22 protein-coding genes are annotated in these 19,709 nt (G+C 73.1%); 8 read left to right on the forward strand and 14 right to left on the reverse strand.

Annotated features, from left to right (window positions below; translation table 11 throughout):
• Positions 1 to 75: 75 nt before the first annotated feature.
• The 9 genes from C1I95_RS04450 to C1I95_RS04490 all read right to left on the reverse strand — a co-directional run bounded on the left by C1I95_RS04450 (position 76) and on the right by C1I95_RS04490 (position 8,680).
• Positions 76 to 1,077 (reverse strand): ADP-ribosylglycohydrolase family protein, encoded by a 1,002-nt coding sequence (locus C1I95_RS04450; RefSeq protein WP_111212508.1) that lies wholly within the window; start codon positions 1,075 to 1,077, stop codon positions 76 to 78.
• A 39-nt stretch (positions 1,078 to 1,116) separates the two neighbouring features.
• On the reverse strand, positions 1,117 to 1,482 hold the full coding sequence (locus tag C1I95_RS04455; protein ID WP_199523605.1) for a VOC family protein: 366 nt from the start codon (positions 1,480 to 1,482) through the stop codon (positions 1,117 to 1,119).
• Between the two features lie 38 nt (positions 1,483 to 1,520).
• Positions 1,521 to 2,522, reverse strand: coding sequence for a uroporphyrinogen decarboxylase/cobalamine-independent methonine synthase family protein (locus C1I95_RS04460; RefSeq protein WP_111212478.1), 1,002 nt, complete (start codon positions 2,520 to 2,522; stop codon positions 1,521 to 1,523).
• 88 nt (positions 2,523 to 2,610) lie between these two features.
• Positions 2,611 to 3,681 carry a tRNA 2-thiouridine(34) synthase MnmA gene (gene mnmA, locus C1I95_RS04465; protein ID WP_111212509.1) on the reverse strand — a complete coding sequence of 357 codons (1,071 nt, stop codon included), beginning with the start codon at positions 3,679 to 3,681 and terminating at the stop codon, positions 2,611 to 2,613.
• Positions 3,682 to 3,766: 85 nt separating this feature from the next.
• On the reverse strand, positions 3,767 to 4,942 hold the full coding sequence (locus C1I95_RS04470) for a cysteine desulfurase family protein (protein ID WP_111212479.1): 1,176 nt from the start codon (positions 4,940 to 4,942) through the stop codon (positions 3,767 to 3,769).
• Between the two features lie 579 nt (positions 4,943 to 5,521).
• Positions 5,522 to 6,481: an electron transfer flavoprotein subunit alpha/FixB family protein gene (locus tag C1I95_RS04475; protein ID WP_111212480.1), complete on the reverse strand. Its 960-nt coding sequence runs from the start codon at positions 6,479 to 6,481 to the stop codon at positions 5,522 to 5,524.
• Positions 6,482 to 6,493: 12 nt separating this feature from the next.
• A complete protein-coding gene (locus C1I95_RS04480; RefSeq protein ID WP_111212481.1) occupies positions 6,494 to 7,273 on the reverse strand; it encodes an electron transfer flavoprotein subunit beta/FixA family protein in 780 nt (259 codons plus the stop codon).
• Positions 7,274 to 7,472: 199 nt separating this feature from the next.
• A complete protein-coding gene (locus C1I95_RS04485) occupies positions 7,473 to 7,886 on the reverse strand; it encodes a hypothetical protein (RefSeq protein WP_199523604.1) in 414 nt (137 codons plus the stop codon).
• Entirely contained in the window at positions 7,883 to 8,680 is a 798-nt protein-coding gene (locus tag C1I95_RS04490; protein ID WP_111212482.1) for a GNAT family N-acetyltransferase, read from the reverse strand. Before C1I95_RS04490 ends, C1I95_RS04485 begins: the two co-directional genes overlap by 4 nt.
• A 41-nt stretch (positions 8,681 to 8,721) precedes the next feature.
• Between C1I95_RS04490 and C1I95_RS04495 the strand changes: the two genes are divergently transcribed.
• From C1I95_RS04495 to C1I95_RS04505, 3 genes are read left to right on the forward strand one after another with little or no spacing between them, the layout of a single operon-like run.
• Positions 8,722 to 9,111, forward strand: coding sequence for a YidH family protein (locus C1I95_RS04495; protein WP_111212483.1), 390 nt, complete (start codon positions 8,722 to 8,724; stop codon positions 9,109 to 9,111).
• Entirely contained in the window at positions 9,108 to 9,422 is a 315-nt protein-coding gene (locus C1I95_RS04500; protein ID WP_111212484.1) for a DUF202 domain-containing protein, read from the forward strand. The genes C1I95_RS04495 and C1I95_RS04500 overlap by 4 nt, the downstream gene beginning before the upstream one ends.
• Before the next feature lie 30 nt (positions 9,423 to 9,452).
• On the forward strand, positions 9,453 to 9,863 hold the full coding sequence (locus C1I95_RS04505) for a PLD nuclease N-terminal domain-containing protein (protein ID WP_111212485.1): 411 nt from the start codon (positions 9,453 to 9,455) through the stop codon (positions 9,861 to 9,863).
• A 21-nt stretch (positions 9,864 to 9,884) separates the two neighbouring features.
• Here the strand turns inward: C1I95_RS04505 and C1I95_RS04510 are convergent, their stop codons facing one another.
• Positions 9,885 to 11,507 (reverse strand): acetolactate synthase, encoded by a 1,623-nt coding sequence (locus C1I95_RS04510; protein WP_111212486.1) that lies wholly within the window; start codon positions 11,505 to 11,507, stop codon positions 9,885 to 9,887.
• 83 nt (positions 11,508 to 11,590) lie between these two features.
• Positions 11,591 to 12,364: an enoyl-CoA hydratase/isomerase family protein gene (locus C1I95_RS04515; RefSeq protein ID WP_111212511.1), complete on the reverse strand. Its 774-nt coding sequence runs from the start codon at positions 12,362 to 12,364 to the stop codon at positions 11,591 to 11,593.
• A gap of 100 nt (positions 12,365 to 12,464) precedes the next feature.
• Here C1I95_RS04515 and C1I95_RS04520 point away from each other — a divergent pair, with 100 nt between their 5' ends.
• The 3 genes from C1I95_RS04520 (at position 12,465) to C1I95_RS04530 (ending at position 14,234) form a co-directional block, all read left to right on the forward strand.
• Entirely contained in the window at positions 12,465 to 12,932 is a 468-nt protein-coding gene (locus tag C1I95_RS04520) for a DUF6232 family protein (RefSeq protein ID WP_111212487.1), read from the forward strand.
• 102 nt (positions 12,933 to 13,034) lie between these two features.
• Positions 13,035 to 13,517, forward strand: a complete 483-nt coding sequence (locus C1I95_RS04525; protein WP_111212488.1) for a DUF6232 family protein — start codon at positions 13,035 to 13,037, stop codon at positions 13,515 to 13,517.
• Positions 13,518 to 13,562: 45 nt separating this feature from the next.
• Positions 13,563 to 14,234 (forward strand): hypothetical protein, encoded by a 672-nt coding sequence (locus tag C1I95_RS04530; RefSeq protein ID WP_111212489.1) that lies wholly within the window; start codon positions 13,563 to 13,565, stop codon positions 14,232 to 14,234.
• 197 nt (positions 14,235 to 14,431) lie between these two features.
• Here the strand turns inward: C1I95_RS04530 and C1I95_RS04535 are convergent, their stop codons facing one another.
• Together C1I95_RS04535 and C1I95_RS04540 are read right to left on the reverse strand one after the other, a co-directional pair.
• A complete protein-coding gene (locus C1I95_RS04535; RefSeq protein ID WP_111212490.1) occupies positions 14,432 to 15,331 on the reverse strand; it encodes a ribokinase in 900 nt (299 codons plus the stop codon).
• 14 nt (positions 15,332 to 15,345) lie between these two features.
• Positions 15,346 to 16,188 carry an ABC transporter ATP-binding protein gene (locus C1I95_RS04540; RefSeq protein WP_111212491.1) on the reverse strand — a complete coding sequence of 281 codons (843 nt, stop codon included), beginning with the start codon at positions 16,186 to 16,188 and terminating at the stop codon, positions 15,346 to 15,348.
• A gap of 102 nt (positions 16,189 to 16,290) precedes the next feature.
• Here C1I95_RS04540 and C1I95_RS04545 point away from each other — a divergent pair, with 102 nt between their 5' ends.
• Both C1I95_RS04545 and C1I95_RS04550 read left to right on the forward strand, forming a co-directional pair.
• Entirely contained in the window at positions 16,291 to 17,301 is a 1,011-nt protein-coding gene (locus C1I95_RS04545; RefSeq protein WP_111212492.1) for an ABC transporter ATP-binding protein, read from the forward strand.
• The gene (locus C1I95_RS04550) at positions 17,298 to 18,308 is read left to right on the forward strand and encodes an ABC transporter permease subunit (protein ID WP_111212493.1); all 1,011 of its coding nucleotides are present in this window, start codon (positions 17,298 to 17,300) and stop codon (positions 18,306 to 18,308) included. Before C1I95_RS04545 ends, C1I95_RS04550 begins: the two co-directional genes overlap by 4 nt.
• Positions 18,309 to 18,450: 142 nt before the next feature.
• Here C1I95_RS04550 and C1I95_RS04555 read toward each other — a convergent pair whose 3' ends face one another.
• Complete coding sequence (locus tag C1I95_RS04555; RefSeq protein WP_111212494.1) at positions 18,451 to 19,626, reverse strand: ROK family transcriptional regulator; 1,176 nt, start codon at positions 19,624 to 19,626, stop codon at positions 18,451 to 18,453.
• Between the last annotated feature and the right edge of the window lie 83 nt (positions 19,627 to 19,709).

Genomic DNA, 19,709 nt, shown 5'->3' on the forward strand with positions numbered 1-19,709 from the left:
GGGACATCCGTGCCGTCACCCGGCCCGACCAGGCCCGCTGACGAGTCACGGTGGGCGGATCGCTCGGAAGCCCGGTCAGTCGTGCCGCGCGGACAGGGCGGCGAGCTGGTCGGCGTACTCGATTCGGCCGGCCCACTCCGCGGGCCAGGCGGCCATGCCGTGGGCCGCACCGACGAAGGCGCCGGCGAGCGCGGCGATGGAGTCGGAGTCGCCGGCGGTGGCGGCGCCCCGGGCCAGCGCCCCGACCGGGTCGTCGGCGTGCCGGACGGCGCAGTAGAGGGCGGTGACCAGGGCTTCCTCGGCGATCCAACCCTCACCGGTGAGCCGGCACGGGTCACCCCCGTCGTCGGGGCCGGCCAGGGCCGCGTCCAGCCGGCGCAGTGCGCGCAGACACTCGTCCCAGCCCCGGGCGATGAACTCCTCCGGCGCCCGCTCGTCAGCCCGCTGCCACAGGTCACCCAGCCAGTCGGCCCGGTAGACGGTGCGCTGCTCGTGGGCCCGCCCGGTGAGCAGGCCGGGCAGCTCGGCCAGGGCGGCGCCGTCGCACAGCAGCCGGACGGCGTACGCGGTCAGCTCGCTGGCCGCCAGGCCGGTCGGGTGGCCGTGGGTCAGGCCGGCCTGGAGTTGGGCCAGCCCGGCGAGAATGTCCAGGTCGACGTCGAGCAGCCCGACCGGGGTGACCCGCATGTTCGCGCCGCAGCCCTTCGAGCCGGCCTGGGTGGCCTGTTGCCAGGGCAGCCCACGGGACAGCTCGGCGCAGGCGCGCAGGCAGGTCATCCCCGGTGCGCGGTTGTTGTCCGGGCTGGCCGCCCAGTCGAGGAAGCGCTGCCGCAGCAGCGGCTCGACCACCTCCGCCGTGTAGCCGGGCGCGTCGTGCAGCGCCCAGCCCACCGCGAGGGCCATCTGGGTGTCGTCGGTGACCAGCGCCGGGTCGCCCACCAGTTGCCGAGGACCGGCGGGACCGTACCGCCGCTCGATCTCGGCGACGCTGAGAAACTCGGTGGGTTTGCCCAGGGCGTCACCGTAGGCGAGACCGAAGAGCGAGCCGGCGGCTCGCTGGAGCGTGGGGCTGATCATGAAGGTGATGATGCCCACCGCCCGCAAGCCCGCCCGCGATCAGTCCCAGCAGAGGCAGAACGGGTGGCCGGCCGGGTCGGCGTAGACCCGCCAGCCCTCGCCCTCACCGGGCAGCCGGCGGGCACCCAGGGCCAGCACCGCCTTCTCGGCGGTCTCGACGTCGTCGACCGTCACGTCGAGATGGAACTGTTGCGGCCGCTCCGGATCGGGCCAGACCGGCGCACGCAGGTCGAGCGCCTGCTGGAAGGCGAGCCGCGGCCGGTGCCCCGGCGGGCCACCGAGCACCACCCACTCGTCGTCGGAGTCCTCCTCGATAACGGGCAGACCGAGCAGCTCCGAGTAGAAGCCGGCCAGCGCGCGAGGATCGGGGCAGTCGATCACCGTGGAACGCAGCTGTCCAATCATGCGGTTCATGCTGCCCTCCGGGTACGACAGGAAAACCCTCAGTCCTCGGCGAGCCGGCGGCCGGCGTCCCGGCAGGCGGCGAGGACCGCCCGGACGTAGGCCGGGGTGGCCCCGGCCAGGCCACAGGCGGGGGTGACCACCACCTGCTCGGCGAGCTGGCGGCGCGGGAAGCCGAGGCGGTCCCAGAGTCCGCGTACCCGGTCGGCGACCTGGGCTGAGGTCGGCGCGCGACCGGCCGGCGGGGTGGTCGGCGCGGCGCCGGCCAGCAGACCGAGCCCGGCGTCGATCGTCTCGCCCAGCGGGTCGAGGTCGGTGACCAGGCTCAGGTCGAGTGCCACGCCCGCCGCGCCGGTGGACCGGATCAGCTCCAGCGGCACGTCCGGGGCGCAGCAGTGCACCACGGTCGGCACCCCGGCCGCCTCGATCACGCCGCGCAGTACTGCCCTGGCAACCTCTGAATCCACCGCCCGGTAGGTGCCGAAGCCGCTCTCGGTGGGTACCCGGCCGGCGAGCACCGCGGGCAGCGACGGCTCGTCGAGCTGGAGCAGCACCGACGCGCGGGGCACCCGGCGGGCCACCGCCTCGACGTGGCCGCGCAGCCCTTCGGCGAGCGAGCCGGCCAGGTCCCGCACCGCGCCGGAGTCGCGCAGCATCCGGCCGCCGATCGGCAGTTCCACCGAGGCGGCCAGGGTGAACGGGCCGGCCGCCTGGATCTTCAACGGGCCGGCGTACTCCTCGGCCTGCTCGGCGAGCTGGTCGAGGTCCCGCTCCATCAGGTCACGCGCCCGGCGCAGGTCCTTGCCGGGACGCGGGGCGACCCGCCACCGAGCGGCGTACAGCTCCACCGGCAGCTCGATCAACAGCCCGGCGCTCCGCCCGATGAGGTCGGCACCCGGCCCACGGTCCGGCAGCTCCGGCAGGTGCGGCAGCGCCGGAAGCTCCCCGAGCACCACCCGCTGCGCCTCGGCGATGTCAGTGCCGGGCAACGACCCGATCCCGGTAGCCGCTCCAGCCGCCCACGGCCACGCTTGATCAGTCACCGCCGAAGGGTACCCGCCACCCGGCCCGCAATTCGTTGATCAAGAGTTCGCGTCGCCGGCGGACCGGAACGAGCCGCAGGATGGTGGGTCAGTCGGTGATGGTGGCGGAGCCCAGGACGATGTCACCGGCGGGGTCGGGGCGGTAGGTCACGATGGCCTGGCCGGCGGCGACGCCGCGGACCGGGCGGCGCAGGTCGGCGTGGAGGGTGTCGCCGGTGACGGTGACGGTGGCAGGCACGACGACGCCGTGCGCGCGGAGCTGGACCTCGCACTCGATCGGGCCGTCGGGGCGCGGGCCGCCGGTCCAGACGGGGCGGCTGGCGCGCACCGTGGAGACCTCCAGCGCCTCGGCCGGGCCGACGGTCACCGTGTTGGTCTTGGGCGTGATGGAGAGCACGTAGCGGGGGCGGCCGTCCGGGGCGGGACGGTCGAGGTGCAGGCCACGCCGCTGGCCGACGGTGTACGCGTACGCACCGGCGTGGCGGCCCACCACCGCGCCGGTGGCGTCGACCACGTCGCCGGGCGTCTCGCCGAGCCGCTGGGCCAGGAAGCCACGGGTGTCGCCGTCGGCGATGAAGCAGATGTCGTGCGAGTCCGGCTTGTCGGCGACCGCCAGGCCCCGGTCGGCGGCCTCCTGCCGGACCTGCGCCTTGGTCGAGTCGCCGAGCGGGAAGATCGAGCGGTCCAGCTGCTCCCGGGTGAGCACGGCCAGCACGTACGACTGGTCCTTGGCCTCGTCGACGCTGCGGCGCAGCAGACCGTCGGGACCGAGTCGGGCGTGGTGGCCGGTGACCACGGCGTCGAAGCCCAGAGCCACCGCCCGGTCCAGCACCGCGGCAAACTTGATCTTCTCGTTGCAACGCAGGCACGGGTTCGGGGTACGCCCGGCCGCGTACTCGGCGACGAAGTCGTCGACCACGTCGGCGTGGAAGCGGTCGGCCATGTCCCAGACGTAGAACGGGATGCCGAGCACGTCGGCCGCGCGCCGGGCGTCGCGGGAATCCTCCAGGGTGCAGCAGCCCCGCGCCCCGGTGCGGTAGGTCTGCGGGTTGCGGGCCAGGGCCAGGTGCACGCCGGTGACGTCGTGGCCGGCCTCCACCGCCCGCGCCGCCGCGACGGCGGAATCCACGCCGCCGGACATCGCCGCCAACACCCTCACCCGGACCACTCTCCCTTCGAAGTCGAGCCTATCTCCGCCCCGGCGCACGCCGGTCTCCCCCGCCCGCTCCGCCGGGCCGGGCGGGTCAGCGCGGGGTACGCAGCGCCGCCGCGCGCCGGGCGCGGTCGACGGCCGCCGGCAGGGCGGCGATGAGCGCGTCGACGTCTGCGGCGGTGCTGGTGTGGCCCAGCGAGAAACGCAGCGAGGAGCGGGCCCGGTCGTCGTCGGCGCCCATCGCCAGCAGCACGTGTGCGGGCTGGGCCACCCCGGCCGAGCAGGCCGAACCGGTCGAGCAGGCGATGCCCTGGGCGTCCAGCAGGAGCAGCAGGGCGTCGCCCTCGCAGCCGGGGAAGGAGAAGTGCGCGTTGCCGGGCAGCCGGTCGGTCGGGTCGCCGTTGAAGACCACCTCGGGCACCGCCTGCCGGACCCGCTCGACCAGGTCGTCGCGGAGCGCGGCGACCCGGGCGGCGTACTCCTGCTGGCCCTTCACCGCCGCCTCGACGGAGACCGCGAAGGCGACGACGCCGGCGGCGTCCAGGGTGCCGGAGCGCACGTCGCGCTCCTGGCCGCCCCCGTGCAGCAACGGCACCGCGGCCACGTCCCGGGCCAGCACCAGCGCGCCGACCCCGACCGGGCCGCCGAGCTTGTGCCCGGTCACGGTGAGCGCGGCGACGCCGCTGGCGGCGAAGTCGACCGGCACCTGACCGACCGCCTGGATCGCGTCGGTGTGGAACGGTACGCCGTGCTCCGCGGCGACCGCGGCCAGCTCGCCGATCCGCTGGACCGTGCCGACCTCGTTGTTCGCCCACATGGCGGTGACCAGCGCGACCCGGTCGGCGTGCTCGGTCAGCTCGGCGCGCAGCGCGTCCGGGTGCAGCCGTCCGGTGCCGTCAACCGGCAACCAGCCCACCTCGGCCTGCTCGTGCTGGCCCAGCCAGTCCACCGCGTCGAGCACGGCGTGGTGCTCGACCGCGCTGGAGACCACCCGGGTGCGCCGCGCGTCGGCGCCCCGACGGGCCCAGAAGATGCCCTTGACCGCGAGGTTGTCGCTTTCCGTACCGCCACCGGTGAAGATCACCTCGGACGGCCGGGCACCCAGCGCGGCGGCCACCCGTTCCCGCGACTCCTCCACCCGCCGTCGGGCACGCCGACCCGACGCGTGCAGGGAGGACGCGTTGCCGACCTCGCGGGCGGTCGCGACGTACGCTTCCAGTGCCTCGGCGAGCATTGGAGTCGTCGCGGCATGATCCAGGTAAGCCATCACGGTTCAGCCTAACGACCAGTCCGACCTCGACCGCAGGCCGGAGTGCCGGGTGTGGGAGGGCAGCCAACTGCTGTCCGTTTAGTGCGCGTTGGTAGCGCAAGTGAGCCTCAGTGATAGGGTCGGTGCCGCCGGGCGGGCGATAACCAAACCCGCCCGGTTAGTGAGACTCCTGCGGCGGCAGGCTAAACACGTCAGCTTGATCGGTACCGGGAGTGCCTCGGGAACCAGCCCCATGAGGCTCGAACGGACGTGGAGACCAGGTTAAGACCAGGGCTTATCCTGGCACAGGTCGTCGAAGCGTCAACCTCGCACCGCGTCAGCGGGTCAGACGAGGAGCGTCCGCTGGCAACGGCGGACTGCGATTTGGTGTGCTCACCAAAGCACACTCGCTCGCAACGGATGGGGGCACACGCCGAGCCCGGACTTGCCATACTCGTAGTTGACGTCCCCGGCCGAGCAGGACGACAGACGGCCCCTCCGGCGACAGTACGCCGCAGGGCCCCTGAACGGGCTGATCGGCGGGCCGGTTCAGCTCCCCGGCCCGCCGATCAGCTCCCTCACCTACGTACGCTGCCGCTACTTGCGCTTGCGGATCTCGTCGGCGGCCTGCGGGACGACCTTGAACAGGTCGCCCACCACGCCGAAGTCGGCCAGCTCGAAGATGGGCGCCTCGCCGTCCTTGTTGACCGCGACGATCGTCTTCGAGGTCTGCATGCCGGCCCGGTGCTGGATCGCGCCGGAGATGCCCAGCGCGATGTAGAGCTGCGGGGAGACGGTCTTGCCGGTCTGACCGACCTGGAACTGGTGCGGGTAGAAACCGGAGTCGACCGCGGCGCGGGACGCGCCGACGGCGCCGCCGAGCAGGTCGGCCAGCTCCTCGACCAGCTTGAAGTTGTCCGCGTTGCCGACCCCACGGCCGCCGGAGACGACCACGCCGGCCTCGGTGAGCTCGGGGCGGGAGCCCTTCTGCTCGGCCACCCGGTCGACGACCTTGGCCAGCTTGTCGGTGTCGGTGACGGCGACGGTCAGCTGCTCGACCGCCGGGGTCGCCGCGGCCGCGGTCGGGGTGACCGAGTTCGGCCGGACGGTGACCAGCGGCAGACCACGGGTGACCTTGGACTTGACGATGGTCGAGCCGGCGAAGGCGACCTGGGTGGCGGTGCCGTCGGCGGTCAGGGCGACCACGTCGGTCAGGATGCCGTTGTCCAGCTTCACCGCCAGCCGGGCCGCGATCTCCTTGCCCTCCTGCGAGGAGGCGAGCAGCACGGCGGCCGGCTGCACCCGCTTGACCAGGTCGGCGACCACGGTGGCCTTGGGTGCCACCAGGTAGCCGTCGATCTCGTCACCCTCGGCCGCGTAGATCTTCTCCGCGCCGTACTCGCCCAGCTTCCCGGCCAGCGCCTCGGCGGCGCCGGTGCCGCCGAGCACCACGGCCGACGGGGTGCCCAGCTCGCGGGCGAGGGTGAGCATCTCCAGGGTGACCTTCTTGACGCCGAACTCCCGAGTGGCTTCGACGACGACGAGAACCTCAGACATGTCCCACACCCCTCACACGAACTTCTCGGTGGCGAGGAACTCGACCAGCTGCGCGCCGCCGGAGCCCTCGTCGGTGACCTTCACGCCACCGGAGCGCGGCGGACGCTTGCTGTGCTCCACGACCGCGCTGGTCGCGCCGTCGAGGCCCACCTCGGCCGCGGCCACTCCCAGGTCGGCCAGCGACAGCGTCTGCACCGGCTTCTTCTTCGCCGCCATGATTCCCTTGAACGACGGGTAGCGCGGCTCGTTGATGGTGTCCCACACCGAGACGATGGCCGGGGTCGAGGCGGTGACCACCTCGTAGCCCTCCTCGGTCTGCCGCTCCACGGTCAACGTGGCCCCGTCGACGGTGAGCTTGCGGGCGCCGGTCAGCGCCGCCACGCCCAGCCGCTCGGCGAGCATGTGCGGCAGCACCTGCACCCGACCGTCGGTCGACTCGGAGCCGCAGAGCACCAGGTCCGCGTTCAGCTGACCGAGCGCGGCGGCGAGCACCTTCGAGGTGGCCACCGCACACGAGCCGTGCAGGGCGTCGTCCACCACGTGCACCGCCTTGTCCGGCCCCATCGACAGCGCCTTGCGGATCGACTCGGTGGCCCGGTCCGGACCCATGGTCAGGATCGTCACCTCGCCGCCGTGCGCCTCCTTGATCTTCAACGCCTCCTCGATGGCGTACTCGTCCATCTCGTTGATGACGTTGTTCGCCGAACCGCGGTCGACAGTGTTGTCGTCAGTTCGCAGGTTGCGGTCCGCGCCCGAATCAGGCACCTGCTTGACGAGTACGACGATATTCATCGCGCTTCGACGACCCTCCTGCTGTGGTGGTGTGATCAATCGCCCGGTCTGGGGCGCAGCCTCGCGCGTACCTTAACGTTCGGTCAACTGTGGGCCGTTGTGCCGTTGCCCACGGCGCCAATGTTACCTGCCAGTAGCATCAGCGTTCGGCGCGGCCGGAGTGACACAGCTCACCGACATCGCCCGTCGGCGCGAGCACTCAGCCCGCCGCGTCCAGGACACCCTTGATCCGCTCGATGACATCGGCCTCGGCCGGGCTGACGCCGTGGTGGGCCTGCGCCGTGCGGTCGGCGGCGGCCAGCACCACCGCGCGGTAGATCGGCACGTCCTGCGGGGCCTTCTCGGTCAGGATCTCGATCGCCCGACCCAGTGCCGGCAGCACCACCGACTCCACCTCCAGTGCCGAGTCCCGCGGCAGCTTCGGCAGCGGCCCGCTGGTCAGCGCCTCCTTCACCACGCCACTGGCGTCGGCCAACGCCCCGGAGGCCGCGAAGCTCTCCCGGAACACGGCGAGCACTCCCGGTTCGGCGTTGGAGACCATGAACACCGCGCCGAAGGCACCCGTCTTGAGGGTCAGCTTCTCCTCGTCGGTCAGCCGCTGCATCATGATCACGGAGTGTAGACGTACGGCGTGGTGGTGGTGACCTGGACGAGGCCGAGCCGTTCCAGCAGCGGTCGGCTCTCGTCTGACGCGTCGACCTGCAACAGGGTCCGGCCGCGCTGCCCGGCGAGCCGGGCCCGGTGGGTGACCAGCGCCCGGTAGATCCCCTGACGCCGCCACTCGGGCCGGGTCGACCCGCCCCACAGGGTGGCGAAGGTGCTGCCCGACGGGTAGCGCACCCAGCCGGCGCTCACCACCGTCTCGCCCGCCTCGGCCACCACGACCGTGATCGCCTGCGGGTCGGTGGCGATCTCCCGGGCCAGCCCGCCGGCCAGGCCGGACAGGTCGTGACCCCACAACTGCGTCTCCATCGCCGCGATCCGGTCCAGGTCCGCGCGGCTGGTCACCTCCCGCAGGCGTACGCCGTCCGGCGGCACGGGCAGCGCGGAGGCCAGCGGCGCGACCGGGCCGACCACGACGGACTCCTGGTCCTCCGGCACGAAGCCGGCCGCATCCAGCCGCTGCGGCAGGTCGGCAGGCTCGTCGTGGCCGTGCAGCTTCCACTCCACCGACTCGCCCCGGTCGCGGAACACCGCCGCCTGCCGGGCGATCAGTGCGTCGAGGTCGGCGCCGCCCAGGCCGCCGAGGTCGCGGTAGGTCACCAGGCCCCGGTGGTCGAGCCCGAGCACCCGGAACAACGGACCGTCGGACTCCACCGCGACGCCGTCGGGGACCGGGTCGGGCAGGCCCGGCCGCAGCTGGGCGTCGTACGCCGCGCGCAGGGCGGTCGCGTCAAGATCCGTCATGTCCCCAGAATGCCCCCGAGAGCAACCGGATAATCGCAACTGTGTGGCAGAGGATCAGGAACTGGTTCGACCCGCGGGAGTTGCGGTCGGTGGGCAATACCCCCGACTACCGCTTCTCGCTGGCCAACGAGCGCACCTTCCTGGCCTGGCTCCGCACCGGGCTCGCCCTGGTCGCCGGCGGGCTCGCCGCCGCACAGTTCCTGCCCAACCTGTCGCTGGTCCACCTGCGGGAGGCGATCGCCGTGGCGTTGCTGCTGCTCGGTGGCGCGGTCGCCATCCGCGCGGTGGACCACTGGGCACGGATCGAACGGGCCATCCGGCTCGGTGAGGAGCTGCCCGCGTCCCGCTTCCCGGCCGTGCTCGCCCTCGTCGTCGGCCTCGGCGCGCTGCTGCTGGTGCTGGCGGTGCTGGCCGGCGCGATCAACGGATGAACGGGGCCGGGGCGCCGGCCCGCGACCCGGGGCTGCAACCCGAGCGGACCCGTCTCGCCTGGCGGCGCACCGCACTGACGGTGACCGTGGTGGCGATGCTCACCGTCCGGCTCGCGCTGGCCGGCGGCCGGGCCGGGGCGGCGCTGGCGGTGCTGGCCGTCCTCGGCTGGGGCGTCACCGTCACGCTCTGCTGGCGGCGGGCCACCGGCAGCGGGGTACCCGGCACCGGCGGGCGCACCCTCGCCCTGGTCAGCCTGTGCGCCATCGGATTCGCATTGATCGGCATCCTGCTGGTGTTGCGCGGGGTGTGACCGCTGTGCCGGGTAGGCCATGATGGGTACATGGCCCGGCTGTACATACTTCTCTTCGTGGTGCAGGTCGTCCTCGCCGTCTGCGCCCTGATCAGCTGCCTCTCCGCAGAGGAAGACGACATCCGTCACCTGCCCCGGATCGCCTGGGTGCTGATCATCCTGTTCTTCCCGCTGGTCGGCTCGATCGCCTGGTTCCTCGCCGGGCGCGAGCGCAAGACCGCCGGCACCTGGGCGACGGGCCCTCGGCCCGCCGAACGCCGGCCGGCCCAGCCGGTCGCCCCGGACGACGATCCCGAGTTCCTCCGCTCGATCGAGGAACGGTCCCGCAAGGAGGACCAGGAACTCTTCCGTCGCTGGGAGGAGGACCTGCGTAAGCGCGAGGACGACCTGCGTAAGCGCGAGGGCGACCCGCCGCGCGAGGGACCCCGCCCCGAGGTGTGACGGCCGGGGCGGGGCCGCGGCTCAGGCCAGGTTCGAGGAACGGGGGTACGCGTCGGCCGGGTCGGTGATCACGTTGACCAGGTACGGCACCCCGGCGTCGAACGCCCGGTGCAGGGCCGGCCCCAGGTCGGCCGCCTTGGCCACCGTCTCGCCCGCCCCGCCGAGCGCGCTGACCACCTGGTCGTAGCGCAGCGCGGGCTGGAGGTCAGCGGCGACGTCGTAGCCGTACATGGCCTGCATCGGGTGCTTCTCCAGCCCCCAGATGCCGTTGTTGCCGACCACGATGACCACCGGCAACTTCTGCCGGGCCAGGGACTCCACGTCCATCAGCGAGAACCCGGCCGCGCCGTCGCCCATCAGCACACAGACCTGCCGGTCGGGGTGGGTGACCCGGGCACCCATCGCGTAGCCCATGCCGGTGCCGAGGCAGCCGTACGGGCCGGGGTCGAGCCAGGTGCCGGGCTGGGCCGGCTCCAGGTAGCGCCCGGCGTACGAGACGAAGTCGCCGCCGTCGCCGATGGTGACGGCGTCGCGGGCGAGGACCTTGCGCAGCTCGCCGTAGACGCGGGCGGGGCGGATCGGGTCCGTCTCGGCGGCCATCTCCTCGGCGTCGCGGGCCTTCGCGGCGTCCTCGGCGGTACGCAGCTGCGCGACCCAGTCGCCGTGGTCGGCCCGGTCGCCGGAGTACCCGGCCAGGGTGGTGAGGATGCCGCGCAGGTCGCCGGCGGGAGCGGCGGCGGGCTGGACGTGGCCGGCGCGCTGGCTGGGCGCGTCGACGATGTGCACCACCTTGGCGTCGCCGAAGTCGCCGAAGGAGAGCCGGAAGTCCAGCGGGGTGCCGACCACCACGACCACGTCGGCGCCCTTGAGAGCCACCCGGCGGGCCTTGGCGAAGGCCAGCGGGTGCTCCGGCGGCAGCGCGCCCCGGCCCATGCCGTTGGTGAAGACCGGCACGGTGAGCGCCTCGGCGGCGGCCCGCAGCGCGTCCACGGCGTCGCCGCTGTAGACGTCGGAGCCGGCGATGACGACCGGGCGTGCCGCGCCCGCGATCAGGCGGGCGGCGGTGGCCACCTCGTCGGGGTCGGCCTCGATCGGGGCGATCTCCGGGCCGGCCGGCCGCTCGGCGTCACCCACCGAGAAGATCGCTTCCAGCGGGAAGTCGAGGAAGACCGGGCCGCGGTGCGGGGTGAGCGCGGTGGTCAGCGCGGCGGCGACCGCCCGGGGGATGTCGTCGGCGCTGAACACCGTCTCGGCGTGCTTGGTGACCGGGGCGACCAGCGGCAGATGGTCCATCTCCTGGAGGCTGCCCGAGCCCCAGCGGAACTGCGGGGCCCGCCCACCCAGCACCAGCACCGGCGAGGCGTTGAAGTACGCGCTGGTCAGCCCGGAGATGCCGTTGGTGACGCCGGGGCCGGCGGTGAGCACGGCGAGACCGGGGCGGCGCTGGAGCTTGGCCACCGCCTCCGCGGCGAAGACGGCGGACTGCTCGTGCCGCACGTCGTAGATCGGGAAGTCGGTCTTGTGCGCGGCGTCGTAGAGCGGGAAGACGTGCCCGCCGGAGAGGGTGAACATCTCCCGCACCCCGTACGCGCGCAACGCCGCGAGGGCGAGCTCCCCGCCGTGGCCTTCGATCCGCTCCGTCATCGCCGCTCCCTCTCGTCGCCGTCGTCGCCTGACCGGAGTCACACGTTACTGGCCGGTAGGAGGAAAGTGAACCGCCCTCGCGCTCAGCGGCCGGTGAAGTCCGGCTTGCGCTTCGCCACGAACGCCGCCATCCCCTCGCGCCGGTCGTCGGTGGCGAACAGCGCCGCGAAGAGCTGGCTCTCCCAGGCCAGACCGGAGTTCAGGTCCATGTCCAGGCCACCGTCGACGGCGAGCTTCGCCGCGCGCAGCGCCTGCACCGGCCCGTTGAGGTACGGCCGCACCAGGGCCACCGCGGTGTCGTAGACCTCGGCGGCCGGGGCGACCCGGTCGGCCAGGCCGATCCGCAGCGCCTCCTGCGCGTCGACCATCCGGCCGGACATGATCAGGTCCTTGGCGCGGGCCGGGCCGACCAGCCGGGCCAGCCGCTGGGTGCCGCCGGCGCCGGGGATGATGCCGAGCTTGATCTCGGGCTGCCCGAGCTTGGCGTCCTCGGCCACCACCCGCCAGTCGCAGGCCAGTGCCAGCTCGCAGCCGCCACCGAGGGCGTAGCCGGTGATCGCGGCGACCACCGGCTTGGGGATCCGGGCGATCGCGCCGAGCGCGCTGGACAGGTCGGCGGCCCGCTCGGCCATGTCCACATAGGACATGTCGGCCATCTCCTTGATGTCCGCGCCGGCCGCGAAGACCTTCTCCCCGCCGTACACGATGACCGCGCGGACCTCCGGGTCGGCGGTGGCGGCCGTCGCGGCGGCCCGCAACTCCTCCTGCACCTGGGTGTTGAGGGCGTTCATCGGCGGCCGCTCCAGCCGGATGGTCCCGATGCCGTCCTTGGTCTCCAGCCGCACGAACTCGCCCACGCTGACCCTCACTTCCTCGTCGAAGTCGCGTCCAACCTTACGACCCACCTTGTTCGGCACGTAGTCTGGCTGCCAGTCCCGCCACCCGGAGTACCCCGCGATGGTCACGTACTACGACGACAGATCCATACAGGTCACCTCCAGCGCCGTCACCGTCAACGGCGACGCCTACCCGCTGGCCGAGATCACCGAGGTCTGGCACCACCGGGGCAGCCGGTCGTGGCGGGTGCTGGCCGGTCGGGGCGCGCTCGGCGCGGCGATGGTCGGCCCGCTGGTGGCGGCCGTCATCGGCATCGCGATCGGCGTCTGGATCGACGGATCGGCGACCGTCACCGTCGCCGTCATCGGTGGCTCCGTGCTGATCGGGCTGGCCGCCGGGCCGGTCGCCGACCAGCTCTTCGAGTACTTCGACCGCTCGTACGCCCGGGGCAGCCGCCAGCGGGAGGTCTGGATCCGTTGGCGTGGTCACCCGGTACGGCTGCTGCGTACGCCGGACGCACTGCGCTTCGGGCAGATCTACCGCGCCGTGCAACGGGCCATGGAGGCCCACCACCCCTCGCCCAGGTGAAAGGAAGGGCACCTTATTAACGCTTGCGGTATAGGAAGGGCCCCTTGTTAACCGCCGCCCGGGTGACAGACACGGGTTGCCCGGAGGTGGTTAGGCTTAGTGATGGCGCTCTATTACCGGGACGACGCGGTGCAGGTGACCTCGGAGTCGATCCGGGCCGCCGGGCACGTCATCCCGATCCGCGAGGTCACGTACGTCTGGCACGCGAAAGGGCGCACGACGCTGGCCGTACGGAGCCGCGTGCTGGGCCGGGGCGTACTGGTCCTGCTGCTCTCCCTGCCGCCGCTGGTCGGGCTGATCTGCATACTCTCGCTGGCCTGGTCGGCCCAGGACCGGGGCGAATGGGTGCCGGCGCTGGTCGTGCTGACCGCCTGCGTGGTCATCGCGCTGGCGCTGGTGCCGTTCCTGGAGATCCCGCTCGGCTGGCTGGACCGCTCGTACGAGCGCGGCAACCGGGTGCACGAGCTGTGGGTGCAGTACCAGCGGCAGGAGGTGCTGGTGCTGCGCACCCCGGACGCGCTGCGCTTCGGGCAGATCTACCGGGCGGTGCAGCGGGCCGTGGAACAGCAGGGCGACCACTGGTGACCGGCCGCCCGGCGGGCCGAGCCCGCCCGACGCACACTTGATTCCATGCCAATCCCCCTGCCCCGGCCGGCTGCGGTCGTCGACCTCACCCGTTCCGCCTTCGACCAGGCCACCTCCTTCGCCGCGATCCCGGCCCGCGCGTTCGCCGTGCTGGACGGGGTGGAGGCGCTACTGGCCCGGATCAACGGGGTGGTGGACCGGGTCGAGCAGACCCTCGACCGCACCGACCGGATGCTCACCGACGCCGAGGGCGCGGTCCGCGAGGTCGCGGTGATCAGCGCCGCCGCCACCGCCGCCGTGGACAACGCCACCGAGGTCGCCGCGGCGGCGGCCGTGGTCATCGACACGGCGGAGTCGGTGGCCGGCCGGGCGGCCGGCGCGGTGGGCGTGGCGGCCGAGGCGGCGGCCACCGCCGCCGAACTGCTGGCCGCGTACGAGCCGGCGCTGCGGCGGGCCGCCCCGATGGCCAACCACTTTGTCGAGCAGCTCAGCCACGAGGAGGTGGTCGCCGCGGTCCGGCTGATCGACGAGTTGCCGAAGCTCCGGTCCCACCTGACCTCGGACATCCTGCCGATCCTGGCCACGCTGGACCGGGTCGGCCCGGACCTGCACGACCTGCTCGACGTGACCCGGGATCTCAAGCTCGCCGTCGCCGGCATTCCCGGCCTGGCGATGCTGCGTCGGCGCGGCGAGAAGCTCAGCGACGACGCCGGCTGACACCGCCGGCAGGTGCGGCGGGCCACCCGCTGTTTCAGCAGTCGCAGCCGGCGGCCCGGCGGGGCGCGGGTCAGCTCGTCCACCGGACGGTGGCTCAGGCCCGTCCCGGTGACCACCGGAAGGCCCTCTCGGACCCAGTACTCGTAGCCGGCGCCGGGCCGACGGCCCCCGACCTGCGGCGCCCGCTGGTTGAGCGGTCAGGTCGCCGGCGCGTACAGCTGGTCGATCTCGACGCGACGCGGCAGTGACACGCTCGCGCCGAGCCGGCGGACGCAGGCCGCGCCGGCCGCCGCGGCCCAGCGCACCGAGTCGACCAGGTCCCGGCCCTCACCCCAGGCCACGGCGAGCGCGCCGGTGAACGCGTCCCCGGCGGCGGTCGAGTCGACCGTGTCCACCTTGACCGCGGGGACGTGCACGGCGGTGCCGTCCCGGTCGCCGTACCAGGCGCCCTGCGCGCCGAGGGTCAGCACCGCCCGGGGCACCAGGTCGAGCAGGGCGTGCGGGTCCTCCCGGCCCCGACCGGTGTACGCCTGCGCCTCGTTCTCGTTGACCACCAGCAGGTCCACGGCGGCGAACAGCTCCGGCGGGACCGGGATGGCCGGTGCCGCGTTGAGCACCACCCGGGTGCCGCCGGCCCGGGCGGCCATCGCTGCCTCGGTCACCGTCTCCACCGGGATCTCCAGCTGCGCGACCATGACGTCGGCGTCGCGTACGACCGCCAGTTCGGTCCCGGTGAGCGCGGTCAGCGAGGCGTTCGCGCCCGGGGTCACCAGGATCGCGTTCTCACCCTCGGCGTTGACCATCACCAGCGCCACACCCGAGTCGCCGTAGGTGGTGCGCAACTGGCTGGTGTCGACGCCGGCGGCGGTGATCCGGGCCCGCAGGGTCACGCCGAACGAGTCCGAGCCGATCGCGCCGAGGAAGGCGCAGGCGGCACCCGCCCGGGCCGCGGCGATGGCCTGGTTGGCCCCCTTGCCGCCGGGCACGGTGACGAAGTCGGTGCCGAGCATCGTCTCCCCCGGCCGGGGGAGCGCCGGGGCGGTGGCCACCAGGTCCATGTTCGCGCTGCCCACCACGACGACCCGGGTCTGTCGCACGGGAGCCTCCTACCTCAGGCGGCGCGGGCGGTGTAGCGCTCGCCGTTGCGTTCGACCAGCAGCGGCAGACCGAAGGTCTTGGTGAGGTTGTCGGCGGTGAGCGTGTCGCGCAGCAGACCCTGCGCCATCACCGCGCCGTCGCGCAACAGCAACGCGTGGGTGAAGCCGGGCGGGATCTCCTCGACGTGGTGGGTGACCAGTACGAGCGCCGGGGCGTCCGGGTCCTGGGCCAGCTCGGCGAGGCGGGCCACCAGCTCCTCCCGGCCGCCCAGGTCCAGCCCGGCCGCCGGCTCGTCGAGCAGCAGCAGCTCCGGGTCGGTCATCAGCGCGCGGGCGATCTGCACTCGCTTGCGCTCGCCCTCCGACAGGGTGCCGTACGTCCGGTCGGCCAGCGGGCCGACGCCGAGCTGGTCGAGCAGCGCCCGGGCCCGGGCCTCGTCGGCGGGGTCGTAGCTCTCCCGCCAGCGCCCGACCACCGACCAGGCTGCGGTCATCACCACGTCGCGGACCCGCTCCTCGGCGGGCAGCCGCTCGGCGAGCGCGGCGGTGGACAGGCCGATGCGGGTACGCAACTCCGTGACGTCGGTGCGACCGATCCGTTCCCCGAGCACGTGTGCGGTGCCGGTGGTCGGGTGCAGCCGCCCGGCCGCGAGGTTGAGCAGGGTGGTCTTGCCGGCGCCGTTGGGCCCCAGCACCACCCAGCGCTCGTCCAGCTCCACCCGCCAGCCCACGTCGTGCAGCAGGGCGGTGCCAGACCGGCGTACGCCGACGCCGTCGAGGCTGACCACCAGATCCGCGTCCACGGGCGAGGGGGCGGGTTCGGCGCTACCTGCGCCGGGGATCAGGTCACCAGTCACCCGCCCATCCAACCACGCAGTGCCGTGCCGCCCCCACGGGCGGGCGCTGCGGCCGTAGGGTGAGGCGCCGTGTCATTGCTCACCCCATCCGGAGGACGCCCTGTGACCGGGGTTATCGAGATCGAGGGTCTCCGCAAGACCTTCCACAGCGTGCGCCGGGGTCGGCGGGTCGCCGTCGACGGGTTCGACCTGCTGGTCGAGGCCGGTCAGGTGCACGGGTTCCTGGGGCCGAACGGGTCGGGCAAGACGACCACGCTGCGGGCGCTGCTCGGGCTGGTACGCGCCGACGACGGGCGGATGACGGTGCTCGGTGCCAGCGCGCCGGAGCGGCTGCCGCAGGTCGCCGGTCGGGTCGGGGCGATCGTGGAGAGCCCGCAGTTCTTCGGCAACTTCACCGCGTACCGCACGCTGCGGCTGCTCGCCCTGGCCGGTGGCGTGCCGGTCAGCCGGGTCGACGAGGTGCTGGCGCAGGTCGGGCTGCACGATCGGGGCCACGAGCGGGTCAAGGGCTACTCGCTGGGCATGAAGCAGCGCCTGGCGGTGGCCTCGGCCCTGCTCAAGCGCCCCGAGTTGCTGATCCTGGACGAGCCGGCCAACGGGCTGGACCCGGCCGGCATCCGGGAGATGCGGGACCTGATGCGGTCGCTCGCGGCCAACGGGGTGACGGTGCTGGTGTCCAGCCACATTCTGGCCGAGATCCAGCTGATCTGCGACCACGTCACGATCATTTCGCGGGGCCGGCGGGTGGCGGCCGGCCGGGTGGACGAGGTGCTGGCCGGTTTCGACCGCGACGAGTGCCTGGTCCGCGTCGACGACCTTCCCCGGGCCGAGGAGCTGCTGCTGGCCGCTGGGTTGACGGTCACCGGGCACGCCGACCACCTGGTGGTGAGTGGCGTACCGGATCCGGCCACGGTCAGCCGGACGCTGGGCGAGCAGGGTGTCTGGGTACGCGAGCTGACCCCGCTGCGGCCGGACCTGGAGAGCGTCTTCCTGGAGCTGACCAACGCTCCGGCGCAGCCGGGGGTGCCCCGGCAGGTGGACGGCTCGGCGCCGCACCACGAACCGGGCACCGGCCGGATGATCGACCTCGACACCCGGGGAGTGGACGCGTGAACCTGATCCGTGCCGAGTTGGAGCGGCTGGGCGCCCGCCGCTTCGTGCAGCTCATGGTCGTACTGCTGGTGCTGGCGTTCGGGGTGACGGCGGCGACCACGCTGGCCAGTTCGCACACGCCCACCGCCGTGGAGCTGGCCGAGGCCCAGCGACAGGTCGCCTCCGACCGGCGCGCCATGGAGTTGGAGCACGACCGGTGCCTGGCCCGGGATCGGGGCGATGTACCAAGGACCGCCGACGACTTCAGCTACCTGCCGGACGACTGCAGCCAGCTGGATCCGGCGTTGCGGGAGTACCAGCCGGTGACCGCCGACTACCTGAGCGGGGTGTTCACCTTCACCCGGCAGGCCATGCCGCTGCTGTACTTCCTGGTGGCGTTCCTGATGCTGTTCGGCTTCCTGGTCGGGGCGTCCTACATCGGCGCCGACCTGAACTCGGGCGGGGTGGTCAACCTGCTGTTGTGGCGACCGCGCCGGCTGACCGTGCTGGGCGCCAAGCTCGGCACCCTGCTCGGGGCGGTGCTGGGCTTGTCGCTGCTCGCCTCGGCCGCCTACCTCGTCACCTTCTGGGTCATCGCCCAGATCGCTGGTTATCCCGGCCCGACGAACGCGGCGTTCTGGGCGTCGCTGGGCGCCGTCTGGGGCCGTGGCCTGGTGCTGGTGCTCCTGGTCACGGCGGGCGGCTTCGCCATCGCCACGATTGGCCGGCACACCTCGGCGGCGCTCGGCGCGGTGGCCGCGTACCTGGTGCTGTGGGAGCTGGGTGGCCGGATCGTGCTGCAGATCCTGGAGGTGGCCCGACACGACCAGCTGATGCTCGTCAGCTACATCGGTGCGTGGCTGGCCGGGGAGATGAGCTTCTGGGACAACACTCCCTGCCCACCCTACGGCTCCTGCACCGGCAACTACACGCTGACCTGGGGGCCGGCGCTCACCGTCCTGCTGCTGCTCACCTCCGGGCTCACCGCTGCGGCCTTCGCCATGTTCCGGCGCCGCGACCTGACCTGATCCCGGCCGATCTGACCCTGGCACGCGCCCTGGGGCGCGGCAAAGGCTTGCCGCATCCCAGGGCGGTGGTGAAGAATTTCTTCACATGGACGGCGACGCAGCCGGACGGGGCACGGCGGCCGGGCCGCAGGTGCGGAGCGGCTCAGCCGACCGTGGAGCCGAAGACCTCGTCCCGGACGGCGTCCAGCGCGGTACGCAGCGCCCCGCGCAGGATCGGCTCCTCGGTCAGACCGGTGGGCACCACCCGGGGCCGCACCAGCGTGATCGCGGCGACCTCGTGCTGCACCCGCTCGGCCAGCGCCGCCCCGCCGGCCTGGCCCACCTCGCCGGCGAGGACCACCAGCGGGGGGTCCAGCACCACACAGGTGCTCGCCACGCCGAGGGCGAGCCGGCGGGCCACCTCGTCGAGCATCGGCCCGCCGGCGGTGCCGTCGGCGATCGCGGCCCGCACCGCGTCGGCGGCGACGCCGTCCGGGTAGCCGTGCTCGCGGGCCAGGACCCGGATCGCGTCCGCGCCGGCGAGTTGCTGGAAGGCCGGCTTGGCCCGGCGGGAGACGTCGCGCGGGATGGTCGCGCCGGGGACCGGCAGGTAGCCGATCTCGCCGGCGGCGCCGCTGCTGCCGTGGTGCAGCCGCCCGCCCAGCACGATGGCCAGGCCGACACCGGCGCCGACCCAGACCAGCACGAAGTCGGACAGCCCCTGGGCCGCGCCGGACTGCGCCTCGGCCACCGCGGCGAGGTTGACGTCGTTCTCGAAGACCACCGGGGTGTCCAGGTCGTCGCGGAGCGCGGCGAGCAGGCCCCGGTGCCAGCGGGGCAGGTTGAACGCGAAGGTGATGTCGCCGGTGCCCGGGTCGACCAGGCCGGGGGTGCCCAGCACGATCCGGCGTACGCTCGACAGGTGGGCCCCGGCGCTGCTGGCCGCCTGGACGACGGCGTTGTGCACCACGCCCACCGGGTCGTCGGTGTCCCGGGTGGACTGCTCCACCCGACCGACCACGGCGCCGGTGATGTCGGCGCAGGCGGCCACCACCCGCTCCGGGCCGACGTCCACCCCGACCACGTACGCGCTGCCCGGCCGCACCGCGTAGAGCTGTGCGTTCGGTCCCCGCCCACCGGCCTGCTCACCGACCCGGGTGACCAGCCCACGCTCCTCCAGCCGTTCCACCAGCTGCGAGGCGGTGACCTTGGACAGGCCGGTCAACTCGCCGATCCGGGCGCGGGTCAACGGCCCCTGCTCCAGCAGCAACTCCAGTGCCGCGCGGTCGTTGAGGGCCCGCAACAGCCGTGGGGTGCCGGGGAGCCGGGTCGCACTCATGCAATGTCCTCGTTTTAGTAAACTTTGCTAACTGTAAACCGACCTGCGAACGGGTAGCCGTAGCGTATCGGCCGGGTGAGAGC

Source organism: Micromonospora craterilacus, assembly GCF_003236315.1.
Classification (GTDB): Bacteria; Actinomycetota; Actinomycetes; order Mycobacteriales; family Micromonosporaceae; genus Micromonospora; species Micromonospora craterilacus.

Bases quoted from the DNA above. Each gene is read 5' to 3' on its own strand.
- C1I95_RS04450 (WP_111212508.1), bottom strand. From the start codon at position 1,077: ATGATCAGCCCCACGCTCCAGCGAGCCGCCGGCTCGCTCTTCGGTCTC.
- C1I95_RS04455 (WP_199523605.1), bottom strand. From the start codon at position 1,482: ATGATTGGACAGCTGCGTTCCACGGTGATCGACTGCCCCGATCCTCGC.
- C1I95_RS04470 (WP_111212479.1), bottom strand. From the start codon at position 4,942: ATGGCTTACCTGGATCATGCCGCGACGACTCCAATGCTCGCCGAGGCA.
- C1I95_RS04475 (WP_111212480.1), bottom strand. From the start codon at position 6,481: ATGTCTGAGGTTCTCGTCGTCGTCGAAGCCACTCGGGAGTTCGGCGTC.
- C1I95_RS04480 (WP_111212481.1), bottom strand. From the start codon at position 7,273: ATGAATATCGTCGTACTCGTCAAGCAGGTGCCTGATTCGGGCGCGGAC.
- C1I95_RS04490 (WP_111212482.1), bottom strand. From the start codon at position 8,680: ATGACGGATCTTGACGCGACCGCCCTGCGCGCGGCGTACGACGCCCAG.
- C1I95_RS04500 (WP_111212484.1), top strand. From the start codon at position 9,108: ATGAACGGGGCCGGGGCGCCGGCCCGCGACCCGGGGCTGCAACCCGAG.
- C1I95_RS04505 (WP_111212485.1), top strand. From the start codon at position 9,453: ATGGCCCGGCTGTACATACTTCTCTTCGTGGTGCAGGTCGTCCTCGCC.
- C1I95_RS04510 (WP_111212486.1), bottom strand. From the start codon at position 11,507: ATGACGGAGCGGATCGAAGGCCACGGCGGGGAGCTCGCCCTCGCGGCG.
- C1I95_RS04520 (WP_111212487.1), top strand. From the start codon at position 12,465: ATGGTCACGTACTACGACGACAGATCCATACAGGTCACCTCCAGCGCC.
- C1I95_RS04525 (WP_111212488.1), top strand. From the start codon at position 13,035: ATGGCGCTCTATTACCGGGACGACGCGGTGCAGGTGACCTCGGAGTCG.
- C1I95_RS04530 (WP_111212489.1), top strand. From the start codon at position 13,563: ATGCCAATCCCCCTGCCCCGGCCGGCTGCGGTCGTCGACCTCACCCGT.
- C1I95_RS04555 (WP_111212494.1), bottom strand. From the start codon at position 19,626: ATGAGTGCGACCCGGCTCCCCGGCACCCCACGGCTGTTGCGGGCCCTC.